We start from the raw sequence: 17,536 nt of genomic DNA on the forward strand, positions 1-17,536 counted from the left end.
CCAGTCCCGTATGCGGAGATAAGCAGAAAGCGTGCCAGGTTGGCTTTGCGTGAATTACAGGGTGTTATGGGGGAGGGCGCGTGTCATCGTCAGGCCGATCGTCAGTTTTGACGATGACACGTTAGGGGGCGCGGCGGGCAGGAACTCAGAGATCGTCCATGGTGTAACCCACCACGATTTCCAGCGTCTTACGAATCACATCCGCCTGAACCACGTCGTTGGTGGATTCCAGCGTCTGAATGAGCCAGAGGATGATCGCTTTATTGGAAAGATGACCTTCGGAGGCCAGAACACAGCGTACTGCAGTAGAAAAAATAGCGGACTCTTCAGCAAAACGATCGCCTGCATGGCGGAAATACTCCGCCAGCGCACTGTCTAAAAAAGCAGAGTGATATTCGGGTTGAAGCTGAATATTTTGTCTCATTTGTTCTCACCGTAGCTGTTAAATTGCAGTCAATGTATTTTTTTGGGATCGGACGGTTTTCCACTTCCAAATAACGGCACTACATTGTCTCGGTTATCGTTGAGAGATCCCTCTCTTTTTGTTCGTCCTTGCGCGGTTCTGCGACGTGTAAAGGCGATGCTGTTTGAGCCGATCTCGGCAATCACCATCGCAAGTGTCTCCCGCCGCTGGGGATCCTTTTCATGTTCTTTCATGACCCGCAGACGCTGTAGCAAGCCTTCTGTTGTCACCGGCCCCCGCTCTTTCAGAAGAGAGAGAACGGCTTCACCGATAAGCTGGTCTATCAGTCGGTCTGCGTTACTGCGATTCATATCCTTACCGTTCGAAGAGCAGACCAAGCAGCATGTGGTAATGCTCTTCCTCTTCCGGGCCGTCGGCCTTTTCGAGGCGACTCAGCAATTTTGTACAAAGCGATTTGCGATTAAGGTTTCGCCCGTCGCTGAGAATTTCAACAACCACCTGGCCCAGCGTTTCCTGTTGGGTCGGAAGCGCGGCTTTTTCGAAGTACTGTGCGATTGCTGCTGCGGAATCTGCGACGTAACCTTTCTGCTGCATGTTTCGCTCCTGTAAAATTTTGTAATCAGTAACGTTACATTTAAGGTATACACAATTTCCAAATCTGTACATCTAAAATGTACAGATTTTTAGATTTTTTTCGATATATCTTATAAATCATTTATTTTTCATTGCGTTGGGTTGGCGTTGTGATGGGGGTAGAGTGCAGGATATATTGTACAAAAAGCGCATGTGCTGGTAAGTTGTACAGCCGAGTCAAACGGTCTCATTAACTGCCGTAAATGGTTGAGATGTAAATTATTTGTCAGGCAATTAATGTGCTATAAATAAACATTCCCCACGTCTTTTGTGGCCAAAACCCTAACCCCCCAGGAATAGCATGCTCACAACCATCATTTACCGCAGTCATATCTGCGAGGACGTTCCAGTGAAAGCGCTGGAAGCAATGGTCGCTGCTGCAAATCGTAAAAATCGGCAATCCAATGTCACGGGGATCCTGCTGTTTAACGGCACACATTTTTTTCAACTGCTTGAAGGGCCGGTGGAGCACGTTTCGGCTATCTATGAGCAGATCTGCAACGACCCGCGCCACCATAACGTGGTCGAGTTAATGCGCGATCACGGCCCTGTCCGGCGTTTTGGCAACGTGGGTATGGAGCTTTTTGATTTGCGCCACTTCGACCGGGACGAGGTGCTGCAGCAGATACTTAATAAGGGGACGACACGCTACCAGCTGGCCTATAACGATCGCCCTCTGCAGTTTTTCCGCACCTTTGTCGAGGCCACGGAAAAAGCGAACTATTTTGAACTGCCGCCTGCGGATACATGGGATTTCGTACGCGAAGAGACGCGTTTGTCCGCGCAGCCTGAGGTGGTCGCGAAAGGGGCGGATTGCAGCTTCGCGTTCCAGCCGATAGTCGATCCGTTTATGCAGCAGGTTGTCTCCTGGGAGGCGCTTCTCCGCACCCCGTCCGGCGACTCGCCGGGGGCCTATTTCGCCAGCCTTCCGCAGGAGGAAGTGTACACCTCTGATTTGCAGAGCAAGCAGGTGGCTCTGTCTATGGCCAGCGCGCTGGGGTTACAGGACCAGACGTTATCCCTGAACCTGCTGCCTATGACGCTGGTTAACATTCCCAACGCCGTGGATTTTCTGCTCACCGCGATTGAAGCAAACGGGTTTGTACCTGAGCAAATCGTGGTGGAGTTCACCGAGAGCGAAGCCATTTCCCGTTTTGATGAATTCACGGATTCGGTCAGGCAGTTAAAAAGCGCGGGTATCAGCGTGACGATCGATCACTTTGGTGCCGGTTTTGCCGGGCTGCAGCTGCTGGCCCACTTCCAGCCTGACAGAATTAAGATTAATCGCGATCTGGTCGCGAACGTGCATAAAAGTGGCCCCCGACAGGCCATCATTCAGGCGATCATCAAATGCTGTTCCTCGCTTGAAATCCAGTTCTGCGCGGTGGGGGTAGAGAAGGCAGAAGAGTGGATGTGGCTGGAGTCTGCGGGAATTTCCCAGTTCCAGGGGCATCTTTTTGCCAGCCCCCGGCACGGCGGTATTCCAGCCATTGCCTGGCCGGAGAAAAAGTTCGAATTGTGATAAAGCTGTACACAATCTGGCAGTCGTTACTGTACGAACGGTAAATTTTATACAACAATGTATTAACAGGTGGATGGGGTGGTAAGCCATTCACCCGTTCAAAATGCGGTCTTAGTTATACAAATGGTTTGTACAATCTGATAAGGTTGGTGCAGTTAGGTATGGAAGTTCTGAGCGTGAGGGAGTTAATGGCCTATTACAGTATCGGCGAAGTGGCCGAACGATGCGGTATCAACCCCGTTACGCTGCGTGCCTGGCAGCGCCGTTATGGATTGTTGAAGCCGCAGCGCAGCGAAGGGGGCCATCGTCAGTTTGACGATGAAGATATCCTGCGTATAGAAGAGATCAAACGCCTGATGAAGAGCGGCGTTTCGGTCGGGAAAGTAAAAGCCTTGCTGGAAAACAAGGAAGTGTTGACTCAGGGCAACTGGGTCTCGTTCCAGGAAGAGATGATGACCGTTCTGCGCTACGCCAGCCCGGCAAAGCTGCGCGCCAAAATTGGCGAGTTCCGCCGCGATCACCCGATAGATTCCCTGATTGACAATATCATTTCTCCCGTCCGTCAGCGGATGAACCAGGACCAAAATACCGTGCGTCACATGGCGAGCCTGTTAGACGGAGTTCTGATTGAATTCGCGATTGCAAGCCTGGCGGAGTCCCGTAAGAAAGCCGGTAAAGACGCGCTCCTGATCGGCTGGGAGTGCGATGACCGCACCCATCTGTGGCTCGAAGCCGCGCGCTTAGCGCAGAAGGGCTGGCACATCGACGTCCTGGCAGAACCGATTGATTCGCCGCGTCCTGAACTGTTCCCGGGACAAAAAATCTTCGTCTGGACGGGGAAATCCCCAACGCCTCGACAGCAGGAACAGCTCGACCACTGGCGTGAACAGGGGTTTGCTGTCTCATTTCATCATTAAGTGTAAGAGGCCTTGAGGGCCTTTTTTTATTTTTGTCACTTTCCATGCAAAAGCTATCTCAAAAATAGGCATTTCCAATGCATATTTTACGTTTCTCCTCTCCTGCCCGAATGCCACGACGAAATGCATTATTAATCAATGCATTGAACAATTAAATCCATCCTGCCTGCATCTTGTCACAGGGTCTATGCTTAATAAAAGTAGGCAAAAAGGGCGGTTTAGCCGAATGCCCCTGCTGACAGAGGGTTGAAGTGATAATCGTTATCACTAACATGGTGTTATGCCCTGATGGCTTATCAGATGAGGTGGACCTATGGAACTGCATTCAGAAACCTTTAATCCTGCCGATTTCGCCTGGCGCGGGTTAACGCTCACGCCAGCGGCGGCGGCACATATTCACGAGCTGGTGGCGAAAAAGCCCGAGATCCTTGGCGTGCGTTTAGGTGTCAAACAGACCGGCTGCGCAGGTTTCGGTTACGTGCTTGATACCGTCACCGAACCCGAGAAAGATGACCTGGTGTTCGAGACCGACGGCGCAAAATTGTACGTCGCGCTGCAGGCCATGCCCTTTATCGATGGCACCGAAGTGGACTACGTCCGCGAAGGCTTAAATCAGTTATTCAAATTTCATAACCCGAAAGCCCAGAACGAATGCGGCTGCGGCGAAAGCTTTGGGGTATAGGCGGAACTATGTCTCGTAATACTGAAGCAACGAGTGAAGTAAATACCTGGAGCGGCGGGCACCTCAACTATAAAGAGGGGTTCTTCACCCAGCTGCAGACCGATGAGCTGGCAAAAGGCATCAACGAGGATGTCGTGCGGGCTATTTCGGCGAAACGTAACGAGCCCGAGTGGATGCTGGAGTTTCGCCTGAGTGCCTACCGCGCCTGGCTGGAGATGGAAGAGCCGCACTGGCTGAAAGCGCATTATGACAAGCTGAACTACCAGGATTACAGCTACTACTCCGCGCCGTCCTGCGGCAGCTGTGATGACACCTGCGCCTCGCAGCCCGGCGCGGTGCAGCAAACCGGCGCGGAGAACAGTTTCCTCAGCAAAGAGGTGGAAGAAGCCTTTAACCAGCTGGGCGTACCGGTGCGCGAAGGGAAAGAGGTGGCGGTGGATGCTATCTTTGACTCGGTCTCGGTGGCGACCACCTACCGTGAGAAGCTGGCAGAGCAGGGGATCATTTTCTGCTCCTTCGGCGAAGCGATTCACGATCATCCGGAACTGGTGAAAAAGTACATCGGGACCGTTGTGCCTTCAAACGATAACTTCTTTGCGGCGCTTAACGCGGCGGTGGCCTCGGACGGTACCTTTATTTACGTGCCGAAAGGCGTGCGCTGTCCGATGGAGCTTTCAACCTATTTCCGTATTAATGCCGAAAAAACCGGCCAGTTCGAACGTACCATTCTGGTGGCCGATGAGGGGAGCTACGTCAGCTACATCGAAGGGTGCTCTGCCCCGGTCCGCGACAGCTATCAGCTGCACGCGGCGGTGGTGGAGGTCATCATCCATAAAGACGCCGAGGTGAAATACTCGACGGTGCAAAACTGGTTCCCGGGCGACGGCAATACTGGCGGTATCCTGAACTTCGTGACCAAGCGTGCGCTGTGCGAAGGGGAAAACAGCAAGATGTCGTGGACCCAGTCCGAAACCGGCTCGGCCATCACCTGGAAATACCCGAGCTGCATCCTGCGCGGGGATAACTCCATCGGCGAGTTTTACTCGGTGGCGCTCACCAGCGGTCATCAGCAGGCGGATACCGGCACCAAGATGATCCACATTGGTAAAAACACCAAATCGACCATTATCTCGAAAGGTATCTCCGCCGGACACAGCCAGAATAGCTATCGCGGGCTGGTGAAAATCATGCCGACGGCGACCAATGCGCGAAACTTCACCCAGTGTGACTCGATGCTGATTGGCGCTGACTGCGGGGCGCATACCTTCCCATACGTCGAATGCCGTAATAATACGGCCCAGCTGGAGCACGAGGCGACCACGTCACGGATTGGGGAAGATCAGCTCTTCTACTGCCTGCAGCGCGGGATCAGCGAAGAGGATGCCATCTCGATGATCGTAAACGGCTTCTGTAAGGACGTGTTCTCTGAACTGCCGCTGGAATTTGCCGTTGAAGCCCAGAAACTCCTCGCCATCAGTCTTGAACACAGCGTCGGTTAAGGAAAGCACATGTTAAGCATTAAAGATTTACAGGTCAGCGTAGAAGATAAAGCCATCCTGCGTGGCCTCAATTTTGACGTCAAGCCGGGCGAAGTCCACGCCATCATGGGGCCGAACGGTTCCGGGAAAAGTACGCTTTCTGCGACGCTGGCGGGACGCGAAGATTATGAGGTGACCCACGGCTCGGTCGAATTTAACGGCAAAGATCTGCTGGAGATGTCGCCGGAAGACCGCGCGGGAGAGGGCATCTTCATGGCCTTCCAGTATCCGGTAGAAATCCCCGGCGTCAGCAACCAGTTCTTCCTGCAAACCGCGCTCAACGCGGTGCGGAAATACCGGGGGCTGGAGGCGCTCGACCGCTTCGACTTCCAGGATTTAATGGAAGAGAAAATCAAGCTGCTGAAAATGCCGGAAGATCTGCTGACCCGCTCGGTGAACGTCGGTTTTTCCGGCGGCGAGAAAAAGCGAAACGACATTCTGCAGATGGCGGTGCTGGAGCCCGAGCTGTGCATTCTGGATGAGACCGACTCCGGTCTGGATATCGACGCCCTGAAGATTGTCGCCGACGGGGTGAACGCCCTGCGCGACGGCAAGCGCTCGTTTATTATCGTCACCCACTACCAGCGCATTCTGGACTACATCAAGCCGGATTACGTCCACGTGCTTTACCAGGGACGCATTGTGAAATCCGGTGATTTCACGCTGGTTAAACAACTGGAGGAGCAGGGTTATGGCTGGCTTACCGAACAGCAGTAATGCGCTCCAGCAGTGGCACCGGCTGTTTGAAGCCCAGGGCGGCACGCGCTCCGAGCAGGCGCAGCAGCATCTGCAGCAGATGCTGCGTCTTGGCCTGCCGACGCGTAAGCATGAGAACTGGAAGTACACCCCGCTTGATGGCTTGCTGAACGCCGAGTTTGTGACCCGCCTGGCGGATCTCACGCCTGCACAGCGTGACGCGCTGGCAGTGGGCGTGGATGCCGTGCGCCTGGTGTTTGTCGACGGTCAGTTCCGCCCTGAGCTGAGCGACACGCTCCAGGAGAGCGGCTTTGAGATTGAGATAAACGACGATCGCCAGCGCCTGAACGCCCCGGTTCAGCCTGAGATCTTTCTGCACCTGACCGAAAGCCTGGCCCGCAGCGTGACGCATATCGGCGTGAAGCGTAACCAGCGTCCGGCCAAACCGCTGCTGCTGATGCACATCACTCAGGGTCTGGACGGCGACGAAATCAACACCGCGCACTATCGCCACCATCTTGAGCTGGCGGAGGGGGCGGAGGCCACGGTCATCGAACACTACGTCAGCCTCAATGAGACACGTCACTTTACCGGGTCGCGACTGACGATGAACGTGGCGGCGAATGCCCAGCTACACCACATCAAGCTGGCTTTTGAGAATGCGCAGAGCCACCACTTTGCCCATAACGACATTGTCCTGGGACAGGATGCCGCCGCGTACAGCCACAGCTTCCTGCTTGGCGGGGCGGTGCTGCGCCACAACACCAGCACGCAACTTAACGGTGAAAACACCACGCTGCGCATCAACAGCCTGGCGATGCCGGTTAAATCAGAAGTGTGTGACACGCGCACCTGGCTGGAGCACAACAAAGGCTACTGCAACAGCCGCCAGCTGCATAAAACCATCGTGAGCGATAAAGGGCGTGCGGTGTTTAACGGCCTGATTAACGTGGCGCAGCACGCCATTAAAACCGACGGGCAGATGACCAACAACAATCTGCTGTTAGGTCGCCTTGCAGAGGTGGACACCAAGCCGCAGCTGGAGATCTACGCCGACGACGTGAAATGCAGCCACGGTGCGACGGTCGGGCGAATCGACGACGAGCAGATGTTCTACCTGCGCTCGCGCGGCATCGACCAGCAGGCGGCGCAGAAAATGATTATCTTCGCGTTTGCCGCCGAATTGACGGAAGCGCTGCACGATGGTCAGTTAAAACTGCAGGTGCTGGATCGGATCGGTCAGCGCCTGCCTGGAGGCGAAGCATGAGTTTTCCCGTCGAAAAAGTACGGGCAGATTTCCCGGTTCTGACCCGTGAAGTAAACGGTCTGCCGCTGGCCTACCTGGACAGCGCGGCTAGCGCGCAGAAGCCGAATCAGGTGGTGGATGCCGAAGCCGAGTTTTATCGCCACGGCTATGCAGCCGTGCATCGCGGTATCCATACCCTGAGCGCCGAGGCGACCCAGCGGATGGAAAACGTGCGCACGCAGCTTGCCGCTTTTCTTAACGCCCGCTCGCCGGAAGAACTGGTCTTTGTTCGCGGGACCACCGAAGGGATCAACCTTGTTGCTAACAGCTGGGGCAACGCGCAGGTCCACGCGGGCGATAACATCATCATCACCCAGATGGAGCACCACGCCAATATCGTGCCGTGGCAGATGCTCTGCGAGCGCGTGGGCGCCCAGCTGCGGGTGATCCCGCTAAACGCTGACGGGACGCTTCAGCTTGAGCAGCTTGACCTCTTGCTGGACGACCGCACGCGGCTGGTGGCGGTTACCCAGGTCTCCAACGTGCTGGGGACAGAAAACCCGGTGGCAGAGATCGTCGAGAAGGCCCATCAGGCGGGCGCAAAGGTCCTGATTGACGGTGCCCAGGCGGTAATGCACCACGCGCTGGATGTGCAGGCGCTGGACTGTGATTTCTACGTCTTTTCAGGCCACAAGCTCTATGGGCCGACCGGGATTGGCGTGCTGTATGTGAAAGAAGAGATCCTGCAGCCGATGCCGCCGTGGGAAGGGGGCGGGTCGATGATCGCCACTGTCAGCCTGACGGAAGGGACGACCTACGCGCGCGCGCCGTGGCGTTTTGAGGCGGGCACGCCCAACACCGGGGGGATTATCGGCCTGGGGGCGGCGGTGTCTTACGTTTCCGCAATCGGCCTGGACGCCATCCAGGAGTACGAACAGCTGCTGATGCACTACGCGCTGCAGGAGCTTGCCAGCGTGCCGGATCTTACCCTGTATGGCCCGGCCGACCGCCATGGCGTGATTGCGTTTAACCTTGGGAAACACCACGCCTATGACGTGGGCAGCTTCCTTGATAACTACGGCGTGGCTGTCCGCACCGGGCACCACTGCGCCATGCCGCTGATGGCGTTTTACCAGGTACCGGCAATGTGCCGCGCATCGCTGGTGATGTACAACACGACGGAAGAGGTCGACAGGCTGGTGGCGGGGCTCAAGCGCATTCACCAGCTGCTGGGCTAACGGAGAGGCAAAAGATGGCAGAGCTGCCGGACAAAGATAAATTACTGCGCAACTTCTCGCGTTGCGCAAACTGGGAAGAGAAGTATCTCTATATCATCGAGCTGGGACAGCGTTTGCCGCCGCTCGGTGAAGAGGCGCACAGGCCGGAGAACAGTATTCAGGGCTGCCAGAGCCAGGTGTGGATTGTGATGGCGCAGTCGGATGACGGCACGATTGAATTGCGCGGCGACAGCTATGCCGCCATTGTAAAAGGGCTTATTGCGGTCGTCTTTAGCCTTTACCAGCAGATGTCTGCGCAGGATATCGTCGCGTTCGATGTTCGTCCGTGGTTTGAAAAAATGGCCTTAACCCAACACCTCACCCCGTCCCGCTCTCAGGGACTGGAAGCGATGATTCGCGCCATCCGCGCCAAAGCTGCAATCCTTAGCTAGACTTACAGAACAGCATTCATTCTGTTTCGCGAGGTGGTTCCCGCCTCGCTGGTTTTTCAGCTTTCTGGCGTTCTGTCAGTGAATAAGGAATCTCAGCATGAAGCGCGCGTCTTTCATCACTCTATTACTTCTCAGTTCGCTTGGAGCCCTTCATTCGGCCCGCGCGATGGACTATCCGTTGCCGCCCGCAGGCAGTCGTCTGATTGGGCAAAATCAAACCTATACGATACAGGAAGGGGATAATAAGCTGCAGACCATCGCTCGCCGGTTTAATACGGCGGCGCAGGTGATCCTGGAAACCAACAATACCATTGCGCCGGTAAACCCTGCGCCGGGAACCGTGATTACCATTCCGTCGCAAATGCTGCTGCCGGATACGACGCGCGAGGGGATTGTGGTCAATCTTGCTGAGCTGCGGCTCTACTACTTCCCGCCGGGGCAAAACATTGTTCAGGTTTATCCCCTGGGAATTGGCCAGCTGGGGCTGGAAACGCCGGTGACAACCACGCGGGTGAGCCAGAAGATCCCGAACCCCACCTGGACGCCCACGCCGGGCATCAGAGCACGCTCTCTGGAGCAGGGGATTAAACTGCCTCCGGTAGTCCCTGCCGGGCCAAATAACCCCCTGGGGCGCTTCGCGCTGCGTTTAGGCGTGGGTAATGGGGAATATCTGATCCACGGTACCAGCGCGCCGGACAGCGTCGGCCTGCGGGTCAGCTCTGGCTGTATGCGAATGAACGCCCCGGACATTAAGGCGCTGTTCGAACAGGTGCGGGTGGGCACGCGGGTGCAGATTATTAATGAACCCGTGAAGTTTTCCGTGGAGCCGGATGGTAAACGCTATATTGAGGTCCACCGTCCGCTGGCGCAGGTAGAAGGGGAAAATCCGCAGGTCTCGCCAATTACTCATTCTGCCGACTTTGCGGCCTTTGTTTCTCAGGCAGGAAGCGATAAGGCGCTGATTGATAAAGCGCTGTCACGTCGTGCCGGGATCCCGGTTATCGTGTCGTCCGGTAGCGGCCCGTCAGCCAGCAATAGCGTGTTGTCGGTGCAGAACAGCCGGGTGTCTGCTGCGGTGGCGGAAGATGAAGGGGAGAGGGTGACGCAGTAGGCGTTTGACGCAGGCAAAAAAAATGGCGCACAATGTGCGCCATTTTATTAACAGGTACTATTACTTACGGTATTTAGTAGCCTGGTTGTCCAGACGCTGGTTAGCGCGAGCTGCGTCGTCTTTAGCAGCCTGAACGTCGGAACGCATTGCGTTCACGTCGTTGCTCAGCTGGTCAACTTTAGCGTTCAGAGTCTGAACGTCAGAAGACAGCTGATCGATTTTAGCGTTGCTGGAGCAACCAGCCAGCAGAGTAGAACCCAGGATTACCGCGCCCAGTACCAGTTTAGTACGATTCATTATTAATACCCTCTAGATTGAGTTAATCTCCATGTAGCGTTACAAGTATTACACAAAGTTTTTTGGGTTGAGAATATTTTTTTGATGGGAATACACCTATTTTTGATCGTTCGCTCAAAGAAGCACCGAATCAGCCCTTTTCGGGCAAAAATCTAAGGAAAAAAAGGCATTTATCATCGGATTCATCTTAGATAATTCGCAATTAAATAGAAAAACCCGATTTGCATTTTGAATGCGTTTGGCTAATGCCGGGAATAAAAAAAGCGCCCAATGGGCGCTTTTTATCCAAATTAGTTCGTTCGGGAATTATTACAGCACGTGAACAGATGCGGTATTGGTGGTGCCGCTTGGTACCAGGGCGCCAGAAACCATGACCACAACGTCGCCTTTCTGTGCCAGACCGCTTTCCAGAGCCAGTGCTTTACCCTGAATGTAGAAATCGTCAGTAGAGGCGATCTCTTTAACCAGGTGCGCAACGACGCCTTTGCTCAGCACCAGCTGACGAGCGGTGGTTTCGTTGGTGGTCAGGGCCAGGATGGTCGCATCCGGGAAGTATTTACGCACGGCGCGCGCAGATTTACCGCCCTGAGTGGCAACCACAATCAGTGGTGCTTCCAGTTTCTCAGCGGTTTCTACCGCACCGCGACATACTGCTTCGGTGATACGCAGCTTGCGGCTGTCGTTATTGAAGTCCAGACGGCTGGTCATCACGCGGTCAGTACGTTCACAGATGGTCGCCATGATGCCGACCGCTTCCAGCGGGTATTTACCTTTCGCGGATTCACCGGACAGCATAACGGCATCAGTACCGTCGAGGATGGCGTTTGCCACGTCGCCTGCTTCAGCGCGGGTTGGGCGTGGGTTTTTGATCATGGAGTCCAGCATCTGCGTTGCGGTGATAACCACTTTACGCGCGCGCACACACTTCTCGATCATCATCTTCTGCGCGAAGATCACTTCTTCAACCGGGATTTCAACGCCCAGGTCACCACGTGCAACCATGATGCCGTCAGACGCTTCGAGGATTTCGTCGAAGTTGTTCAGGCCTTCCTGGTTTTCGATTTTGGAGATGATCTGAATCTTCTCGCCGCCGTGTGCTTTCAGGTGCTCACGGATTTCAACCACGTCGGAACGCTTACGGATGAAGGAGGCCGCGACGAAGTCAACGCCTTGCTCGCAGCCGAAGATCAGGTCCTGTTTGTCTTTTTCAGCCAGGGCTGGCAGCGCGATGGAGACGCCCGGCAGGTTAACGCCTTTGTTTTCGCCCAGGTCGCCGTTGTTCAGCACTTTACAGATAACTTTGTTGCCTTCGATAGCGGTGACTTCCATACCGATCAGGCCATCGTCGACCAGCACGGTGTTACCGACGGACAGATCGCTGGTGAAGCCTTCGTAGGTCACTGCAACGATTTCGCTGTTGCCGATAACGGATTTGTCGGTGGTGAAGGTGAAGGTCTGGCCCGCTTTCAGAGAGACGTCGTTACCGCCTTCCAGCTTGATGGTACGGATTTCTGGACCTTTGGTATCCAGCAGGATGGCCGCTTTTTTACCGGTCTTGCTCATCACGTTGCGCAAGTTCTGGATGCGCTGGCCGTGTTCTGCGTAGTCGCCGTGGGAGAAGTTCAGACGCATCACGTTCATGCCGGCATCCAGCATTTTGCTTAGCATCTCTTCAGATTCGGTTTTCGGGCCGATAGTACAAACAATTTTCGTCTTTTTCATGACAGTCTTAGTCTTTAAGTTGGGAAGGATATGGAAATCTCGCTCCGGGGGCGCACCGCCGCGGAGTCAAACCTGTGTTGCAAAAGAGTATATGACACGCACTAAGGATAGGAGACATCAAATGAGCGTGCAGAAGAAAGTGTGCCTGAGTGACAGCCCAACGAAGGAGAGGAGAAGTTGTACGTTGTTGTTTGTATTCCAAGCGCTGAAACCATTCACCAGGGATTAGGCGCGCATTATACGCTGATTTTAAGATAAAAGGAAAATGGAAACGGTGTTTCAGAAATAATCTGTGCTGTTTCACATAATATTGTTATCAAGGCGTTAAGCCATGATGACAACTTATCGCGGCAGGTGAGGGACCTGCCGCACTTTGCTTATTTTTGCAGCGCCTGGCTGAGGTCGGCAATCAGGTCTTTAGGATCTTCAATCCCCACCGACAGGCGGATCAGCTGCGGCACAATGCCGTTCGCCAGACGTTGCTCAAGCGGAATTGAGGCGTGGGTCATGCTGTAAGGCTGGCTCACCAGACTTTCCACGCCGCCCAGGCTTTCCGCAAGGGTGAACAACTTCAGGTTGCGGATCACCTCGGTGGCGCGTTGCGCATCGCCTTTTACCACGACGGAAATCATGCCACCGGGCAGCGCCATCTGCGTGCGGGCAAGCTGGTACTGCGGATGCGATTCCAGTCCTGGATAGTACACGTTTTCGACCAGCGGATGCTGCTCCAGCCATTGCGCAATCGCCAGCGCGTTGGTGCTGTGCTTTTCGACCCTCAGCGCGAGCGTGCGAATACCGCGCAGCGTCAGGAAGCTGCTGAACGGATCCAGAACGCCGCCCACCGCGTTCTGCAGATAGCCGAGCTTGTCCGCCAGCGCCTTGTTATCGCCCACCACCGCCAGCCCGGCGACGACGTCAGAGTGGCCGTTAAGGTATTTAGTGGCCGAGTGCACCACGATATCGAACCCGGACTCCAGCGGACGGTGGATCACCGGCGACGCGAAGGTGTTATCCGCCACGCTGATGACGTTATGACGACGGGCGATCGCCGCAATCGCCGCCAGATCCGCCAGCTTCAGCAGCGGGTTGGTTGGCGTTTCGACCCAGACCATACGCGTTTCCGGGCGAATGGCGGCCTCGAGCCCGGCCAGGTCGTCCGGTTTAACCCAGCTAACCTGCAGCCCGGTGCTGCGCTTGCGCACGTTTTCAATCAGGCGGTACGTCCCGCCGTATACGTCATCAATGGCGACAATATGGCTGTCTTTATCCAGCAGTTCGAGCACCGTGGCGATGGCCGCCAGACCGGAGGCAAAAGCGTAGCCGCGCGTGCCGCCTTCCAGTTCGGCAATCGCCGTTTCCAGCGCATGGCGGGTAGGGTTGCCGCTGCGGGAGTACTCGTAGCCGGTATGCTCCCCGGGCGCGGGTTGCGCAAACGTCGAGGTGGCGTAAATTGGCGGCATAACGGCGCCGTGCTGGTCGTTAAATTCGCCGCTGTGAACGCTGAGGGTGGCCAGATTTTTCATCATTGATTCCTTTATTGCTGTAGACGGTTGCGCCAGGCGGTCAGAACGTCGCTGCGCGTAATCAGACCGAGAAAACGGTCGTTGTCATTAATGACGGCCACCAGGCCGCGGTCGAAGATGGCGTGCAGGGCGCTTTCCGGCGCGTGCTTGTCAAGGAACTCGACCTGATGCGTCATGGCTGCCGTCACCGGCAGCGCGAAGCGATCGCCGTCGCCGCCGATATGCCGCAGGAGATCCCACTCGTCGATAATGCCCACCACCTTGCCGTTCTCCAGCACCGGCAGCTGGGAGATGTCATACAGACGCATGCGCGCCAGGACGGTGGAAAGCGTGTCGTCCGGGGCCGCGGTGACGGTGGCACCTTCGTCGTGGCGCAGGGCGATGTAGTCGGAGAGATCGCCGGCCTGAGGACGCGTGATGAGCCCCTGCTGTCGCATCCAGTCGTCGTTAAACATCTTCGAAAGATATTTATTGCCGCTGTCGCAGGCGAAGGTCACCACGCGCTTCGGCGTGGTCTGCGCCTGGCAATACTTCAGCGCGGCCGCCAGCAGCGTGCCGCTGGAGGAGCCCGCCAGAATGCCTTCCGTTTTCAGCAGCTCGCGCGCGGTGGTGAACGCTTCGCGGTCGGTGATGCGCCAGGCGCGATTGACGCCTTCAATGTGGGCCAGCGGAGGAACAAAGTCTTCGCCAATTCCCTCAACCAGCCAGGAGCCCGCGTCGTGGTAGCGTCCGGTTTCCACCTGGTCGGCAAGAACGGATCCGGCCGGGTCAGCCAGGACAAATTCCGTGTGCGGAGAGTGCTCGGCGAACCACGCCTGCAGGCCGCCCAGCGTGCCGCCTGAGCCGACACCCACGACGATGGCGTCGATCCTGCCGTCAAGCTGTTCATACAGCTCAGGCGCCGTGGTGGTGCGGTGCGCCAGCGGGTTGGCTTCGTTGTTGAACTGGTCGATATAAAACGCGCCCGGCAGTTCGTTAGCCAGACGCTGGGCGTAATCCTGGTAATAGGCAGGATGGCCTTTGTTAACGTCGGAGCGGGTCAGCACCACCTGGGCACCCAGCGCGCGCAGGTGGAAAATCTTCTCGCGGCTCATTTTGTCCGGCACTACCAGGATCAGCGAGTAGCCTTTTTGGGCGGCGATCAGGGCCAGGCCGAGACCGGTATTGCCCGCCGTGGCTTCAATTATCGTGCCGCCAGGCTGCAGCTTACCGGTACGTTCCGCTTCGTTAATCATCGACAGCGCAACGCGATCCTTAATGGAGCCGCCAGGATTTTGGTTTTCCAGCTTCAGAAAGAGCGAGCAGGGACCGGTATCAAACTTATGCAGCTGGATCAGCGGGGTACGACCAATCAGTTCGGTGACGGAGTGATAAATCGTCATGATGTTTTCCTTTCTGGATGTCATGACGGGATGATAGGGCGGTGAAATTTTCTCAATAAAGAACCATTCACTGCTTTTTAGAACAGAAAGGAATATAAATGATGTTTTTGGATGTCAGGACAGCAAGACGTAAAGTTGTCTGGATGTGAGGATGGCTATATACGCATAAAATGCTGCAAAAATGAGCGTTTTTGCAGGGTGTCAGCCAGCAGATATACATCAGGCAGATAATCATTGCTGAAATTCATCTAAATGCTTCCCACCCGGTAAATCCGCTATTTATTCCCCAAAGTTATAACACATTCTTTTTTGTTCATTTAAAAGCTGATAACGCCTGTTTACTATCGTTTGGACATCCATACTGCTAAACCGCCGCGGGCGGCACGGATAACGAATAAGAATGATAGTTCTCAGCAATATTTCGAAGGTTTTTGACAACGGAAAGGTGGCGCTCACGGCCGTTGATAATGTCAATTTGACGATAGCACAGGGACAGATATACGGGATCATCGGTTACAGCGGCGCAGGTAAAAGTACGCTTATTCGCCTGCTGAATGGTCTGGAAAAACCGAGCAGCGGCAGCGTAACCATCAACGGGCAGAACATTTCTGCCGCAAAAGGTGAAGCCCTGCGCCAGGCGCGTCTGAAGATCAGCATGGTGTTTCAGCACTTCAACCTGCTGTGGTCGCGCACGGTCAGCGAGAATATTGCGTTCTCGATGCAAATTGCCGGCGTACCGAAAGCCGACATTAAGGCCCGCGTGGCCGAGCTTATTGAACTCGTTGGCCTGAAAGGTCGCGAGCATGCTTATCCGTCACAGCTGAGCGGTGGGCAAAAGCAGCGCGTGGGCATTGCGCGTGCGCTGGCTAATCGCCCGGATGTGCTGCTCTGCGATGAAGCTACCTCCGCGCTTGACCCGCAGACCACCGATCAGATCCTCGATCTGCTGCTGGATATTAACCGTCGTTTCAGGCTGACCATCGTGCTGATCACGCACGAGATGCACGTGGTGCGCAAAATCTGCGACCGCGTGGCGGTGATGGAGAACGGTAAAGTGGTGGAAGAGGGAGACGTGCTGAGCGTCTTTACCCATCCGCAGCAGCCGATTACGCAGCAGTTTGTCCGTCAGGTGAGCCAGTACGCTGAAGAAGAAACCTTCAATCCCGAACTGGCAAACGAACTGGAAGGGACGGTCATCAGGCTGACCTTTACCGGGCACAGCACGCATAAACCGATTGTGGGCGAACTGACGCTGCGCTACGGCCTGCCGTTTAACATTCTGCACGGAAAAATGACCCAAACCGCTCACGGCGTGTTTGGTCAGCTCTGGGTGCACGTCGTGGCATCTGATGAACAACTGAACAATATCCTCGCCGACCTGCAGCACAGCGATATTGAAGGCGAGGTGATTAAACATGGCTGAGAATCTCTTTCCGCATCTCAAGTGGGATCAGCTCTGGGCGGCGACGCTGGAGACGCTGTACATGACTGCGCTGTCCGGCGTAGCGACCTTTGTACTAGGCATCGTGCTGGGTCTGGCGCTGTTTTTAACCGCGCGCGGCGGATTGTTCCACAACCGCACGGTGTATAACGTCATTTCGATTGTGGTGAACGTGTTCCGCTCGATTCCGTTCATCATTTTGATTGTGCTGCTGATCCCGTTCACCAAGACCGTTGTCGGCACCATTCTTGGCGCCAACGCGGCGCTGCCGGCCCTGATTGTGGGTGCCGCACCGTTCTACGCACGCCTGGTGGAGATCGCCCTGCGTGAAGTGGATAAAGGCGTCATCGAAGCCACACGCTCGATGGGCGCACGACTGAGCACGCTCGTGTTTCGGGTTTTACTGCCGGAATCATCACCCGCACTGGTCTCGGGTATTACGGTGACGCTGATTGCGCTGGTGAGCTACAGCGCCATGGCGGGGGTGATTGGCGCCGGTGGTTTGGGAAATCTGGCTTATCTGGAAGGATTCCAGCGCAACCATGGTGACGTCACGCTGGTGGCAACGGTGACCATTCTGATCATCGTTTTCATTATCCAGTTCTGCGGCGATGTCATTACTTCACTGTTAGATAAACGCTAATACCCGTCATATTTCGAGCCTCAGGCGCGTTGGCTGCATTCGTTCACCCCAGTCACTTACTGTATGTAAGCTCCTGGGGATTCACTCACT

At 55.4% G+C, this 17,536-nt stretch carries 19 protein-coding genes; 11 read left to right on the forward strand and 8 right to left on the reverse strand.

Going from position 1 to position 17,536, the window contains the following annotated elements; all coding sequences use genetic code 11:
- Positions 1–145: 145 nt before the first annotated feature.
- Genes ACOTXF_RS02455 through ycgZ form a run of 3 tightly spaced genes read right to left on the reverse strand, consistent with a single transcriptional unit; the run spans position 146 to position 1,018 of the window.
- Positions 146–424, reverse strand: coding sequence for a biofilm/acid-resistance regulator YmgB/AriR (locus tag ACOTXF_RS02455; protein WP_008500635.1), 279 nt, complete (start codon positions 422–424; stop codon positions 146–148).
- Positions 425–453: 29 nt separating this feature from the next.
- Positions 454–774, reverse strand: coding sequence for a hypothetical protein (locus ACOTXF_RS02460; protein WP_021241105.1), 321 nt, complete (start codon positions 772–774; stop codon positions 454–456).
- A 4-nt stretch (positions 775–778) separates the two neighbouring features.
- Positions 779–1,018, reverse strand: coding sequence for a regulatory protein YcgZ (gene ycgZ / locus ACOTXF_RS02465; protein ID WP_008500634.1), 240 nt, complete (start codon positions 1,016–1,018; stop codon positions 779–781).
- Positions 1,019–1,358: 340 nt separating this feature from the next.
- Between ycgZ and ACOTXF_RS02470 the strand changes: the two genes are divergently transcribed.
- The 9 genes from ACOTXF_RS02470 (at position 1,359) to ldtE (ending at position 10,438) form a co-directional block, all read left to right on the forward strand.
- The gene (locus ACOTXF_RS02470; RefSeq protein WP_025911631.1) at positions 1,359–2,579 is read left to right on the forward strand and encodes a diguanylate phosphodiesterase; all 1,221 of its coding nucleotides are present in this window, start codon (positions 1,359–1,361) and stop codon (positions 2,577–2,579) included.
- Between the two features lie 188 nt (positions 2,580–2,767).
- Entirely contained in the window at positions 2,768–3,496 is a 729-nt protein-coding gene (locus ACOTXF_RS02475) for a MerR family transcriptional regulator (RefSeq protein WP_008500632.1), read from the forward strand.
- Positions 3,497–3,809: 313 nt separating this feature from the next.
- The gene (sufA, locus tag ACOTXF_RS02480) at positions 3,810–4,178 is read left to right on the forward strand and encodes a Fe-S cluster assembly scaffold SufA (protein WP_008500631.1); all 369 of its coding nucleotides are present in this window, start codon (positions 3,810–3,812) and stop codon (positions 4,176–4,178) included.
- Positions 4,179–4,186: 8 nt separating this feature from the next.
- On the forward strand, positions 4,187–5,677 hold the full coding sequence (gene sufB / locus ACOTXF_RS02485) for a Fe-S cluster assembly protein SufB (protein WP_021241107.1): 1,491 nt from the start codon (positions 4,187–4,189) through the stop codon (positions 5,675–5,677).
- 9 nt (positions 5,678–5,686) lie between these two features.
- Positions 5,687–6,433 carry a Fe-S cluster assembly ATPase SufC gene (gene sufC / locus ACOTXF_RS02490; RefSeq protein WP_008500629.1) on the forward strand — a complete coding sequence of 249 codons (747 nt, stop codon included), beginning with the start codon at positions 5,687–5,689 and terminating at the stop codon, positions 6,431–6,433.
- Positions 6,408–7,679: a Fe-S cluster assembly protein SufD gene (gene sufD, locus ACOTXF_RS02495; protein WP_047745184.1), complete on the forward strand. Its 1,272-nt coding sequence runs from the start codon at positions 6,408–6,410 to the stop codon at positions 7,677–7,679. The genes sufC and sufD overlap by 26 nt, the downstream gene beginning before the upstream one ends.
- Positions 7,676–8,896, forward strand: a complete 1,221-nt coding sequence (sufS, locus tag ACOTXF_RS02500; RefSeq protein WP_047745183.1) for a cysteine desulfurase SufS — start codon at positions 7,676–7,678, stop codon at positions 8,894–8,896. Before sufD ends, sufS begins: the two co-directional genes overlap by 4 nt.
- Positions 8,897–8,910: 14 nt before the next feature.
- Positions 8,911–9,327, forward strand: coding sequence for a cysteine desulfuration protein SufE (sufE, locus tag ACOTXF_RS02505; protein WP_234115191.1), 417 nt, complete (start codon positions 8,911–8,913; stop codon positions 9,325–9,327).
- Positions 9,328–9,424: 97 nt separating this feature from the next.
- Positions 9,425–10,438, forward strand: coding sequence for a L,D-transpeptidase LdtE (ldtE, locus tag ACOTXF_RS02510; RefSeq protein WP_048963066.1), 1,014 nt, complete (start codon positions 9,425–9,427; stop codon positions 10,436–10,438).
- A 60-nt stretch (positions 10,439–10,498) separates the two neighbouring features.
- On the opposite strand, the gene lpp is transcribed toward ldtE, so the two are convergent.
- From lpp to ACOTXF_RS02535, 5 genes are all read right to left on the reverse strand, one after another.
- Entirely contained in the window at positions 10,499–10,735 is a 237-nt protein-coding gene (gene lpp, locus ACOTXF_RS02515) for a murein lipoprotein Lpp (protein WP_001082307.1), read from the reverse strand.
- A gap of 309 nt (positions 10,736–11,044) precedes the next feature.
- Entirely contained in the window at positions 11,045–12,457 is a 1,413-nt protein-coding gene (gene pykF, locus ACOTXF_RS02520; protein WP_008500621.1) for a pyruvate kinase PykF, read from the reverse strand.
- A 7-nt stretch (positions 12,458–12,464) separates the two neighbouring features.
- Complete coding sequence (locus ACOTXF_RS02525; RefSeq protein ID WP_420252602.1) at positions 12,465–12,761, reverse strand: hypothetical protein; 297 nt, start codon at positions 12,759–12,761, stop codon at positions 12,465–12,467.
- A 73-nt stretch (positions 12,762–12,834) separates the two neighbouring features.
- Positions 12,835–13,980 (reverse strand): trans-sulfuration enzyme family protein, encoded by a 1,146-nt coding sequence (locus tag ACOTXF_RS02530; RefSeq protein WP_232926558.1) that lies wholly within the window; start codon positions 13,978–13,980, stop codon positions 12,835–12,837.
- Positions 13,981–13,991: 11 nt separating this feature from the next.
- Positions 13,992–15,362, reverse strand: coding sequence for a pyridoxal-phosphate dependent enzyme (locus ACOTXF_RS02535; RefSeq protein ID WP_232926548.1), 1,371 nt, complete (start codon positions 15,360–15,362; stop codon positions 13,992–13,994).
- Positions 15,363–15,762: 400 nt separating this feature from the next.
- Between ACOTXF_RS02535 and ACOTXF_RS02540 the strand changes: the two genes are divergently transcribed.
- Positions 15,763–16,785 carry a methionine ABC transporter ATP-binding protein gene (locus ACOTXF_RS02540; RefSeq protein WP_008500618.1) on the forward strand — a complete coding sequence of 341 codons (1,023 nt, stop codon included), beginning with the start codon at positions 15,763–15,765 and terminating at the stop codon, positions 16,783–16,785.
- On the forward strand, positions 16,778–17,446 hold the full coding sequence (locus tag ACOTXF_RS02545; RefSeq protein ID WP_047745179.1) for a methionine ABC transporter permease: 669 nt from the start codon (positions 16,778–16,780) through the stop codon (positions 17,444–17,446). The genes ACOTXF_RS02540 and ACOTXF_RS02545 overlap by 8 nt, the downstream gene beginning before the upstream one ends.
- Positions 17,447–17,536: the final 90 nt, after the last annotated feature.

Source organism: Enterobacter cloacae complex sp. IR53041 (genome assembly GCF_049238285.1).
GTDB lineage: Bacteria > Pseudomonadota > Gammaproteobacteria > Enterobacterales > Enterobacteriaceae > Enterobacter > Enterobacter roggenkampii.

Excerpts from the sequence above, each read along its gene's own strand:
- sufA (WP_008500631.1), top strand. The coding sequence starts at position 3,810 with ATGGAACTGCATTCAGAAACCTTTAATCCTGCCGATTTCGCCTGGCGC.
- pykF (WP_008500621.1), bottom strand. The coding sequence starts at position 12,457 with ATGAAAAAGACGAAAATTGTTTGTACTATCGGCCCGAAAACCGAATCT.
- ldtE (WP_048963066.1), top strand. The coding sequence starts at position 9,425 with ATGAAGCGCGCGTCTTTCATCACTCTATTACTTCTCAGTTCGCTTGGA.
- lpp (WP_001082307.1), bottom strand. The coding sequence starts at position 10,735 with ATGAATCGTACTAAACTGGTACTGGGCGCGGTAATCCTGGGTTCTACT.
- ACOTXF_RS02545 (WP_047745179.1), top strand. The coding sequence starts at position 16,778 with ATGGCTGAGAATCTCTTTCCGCATCTCAAGTGGGATCAGCTCTGGGCG.
- sufD (WP_047745184.1), top strand. The coding sequence starts at position 6,408 with ATGGCTGGCTTACCGAACAGCAGTAATGCGCTCCAGCAGTGGCACCGG.
- ACOTXF_RS02540 (WP_008500618.1), top strand. The coding sequence starts at position 15,763 with ATGATAGTTCTCAGCAATATTTCGAAGGTTTTTGACAACGGAAAGGTG.
- ACOTXF_RS02530 (WP_232926558.1), bottom strand. The coding sequence starts at position 13,980 with ATGAAAAATCTGGCCACCCTCAGCGTTCACAGCGGCGAATTTAACGAC.
- sufE (WP_234115191.1), top strand. The coding sequence starts at position 8,911 with ATGGCAGAGCTGCCGGACAAAGATAAATTACTGCGCAACTTCTCGCGT.
- ACOTXF_RS02475 (WP_008500632.1), top strand. The coding sequence starts at position 2,768 with ATGGCCTATTACAGTATCGGCGAAGTGGCCGAACGATGCGGTATCAAC.
- sufC (WP_008500629.1), top strand. The coding sequence starts at position 5,687 with ATGTTAAGCATTAAAGATTTACAGGTCAGCGTAGAAGATAAAGCCATC.
- ACOTXF_RS02455 (WP_008500635.1), bottom strand. The coding sequence starts at position 424 with ATGAGACAAAATATTCAGCTTCAACCCGAATATCACTCTGCTTTTTTA.
- ACOTXF_RS02535 (WP_232926548.1), bottom strand. The coding sequence starts at position 15,362 with ATGACGATTTATCACTCCGTCACCGAACTGATTGGTCGTACCCCGCTG.
- sufS (WP_047745183.1), top strand. The coding sequence starts at position 7,676 with ATGAGTTTTCCCGTCGAAAAAGTACGGGCAGATTTCCCGGTTCTGACC.
- ACOTXF_RS02470 (WP_025911631.1), top strand. The coding sequence starts at position 1,359 with ATGCTCACAACCATCATTTACCGCAGTCATATCTGCGAGGACGTTCCA.
- sufB (WP_021241107.1), top strand. The coding sequence starts at position 4,187 with ATGTCTCGTAATACTGAAGCAACGAGTGAAGTAAATACCTGGAGCGGC.
- ycgZ (WP_008500634.1), bottom strand. The coding sequence starts at position 1,018 with ATGCAGCAGAAAGGTTACGTCGCAGATTCCGCAGCAGCAATCGCACAG.
- ACOTXF_RS02460 (WP_021241105.1), bottom strand. The coding sequence starts at position 774 with ATGAATCGCAGTAACGCAGACCGACTGATAGACCAGCTTATCGGTGAA.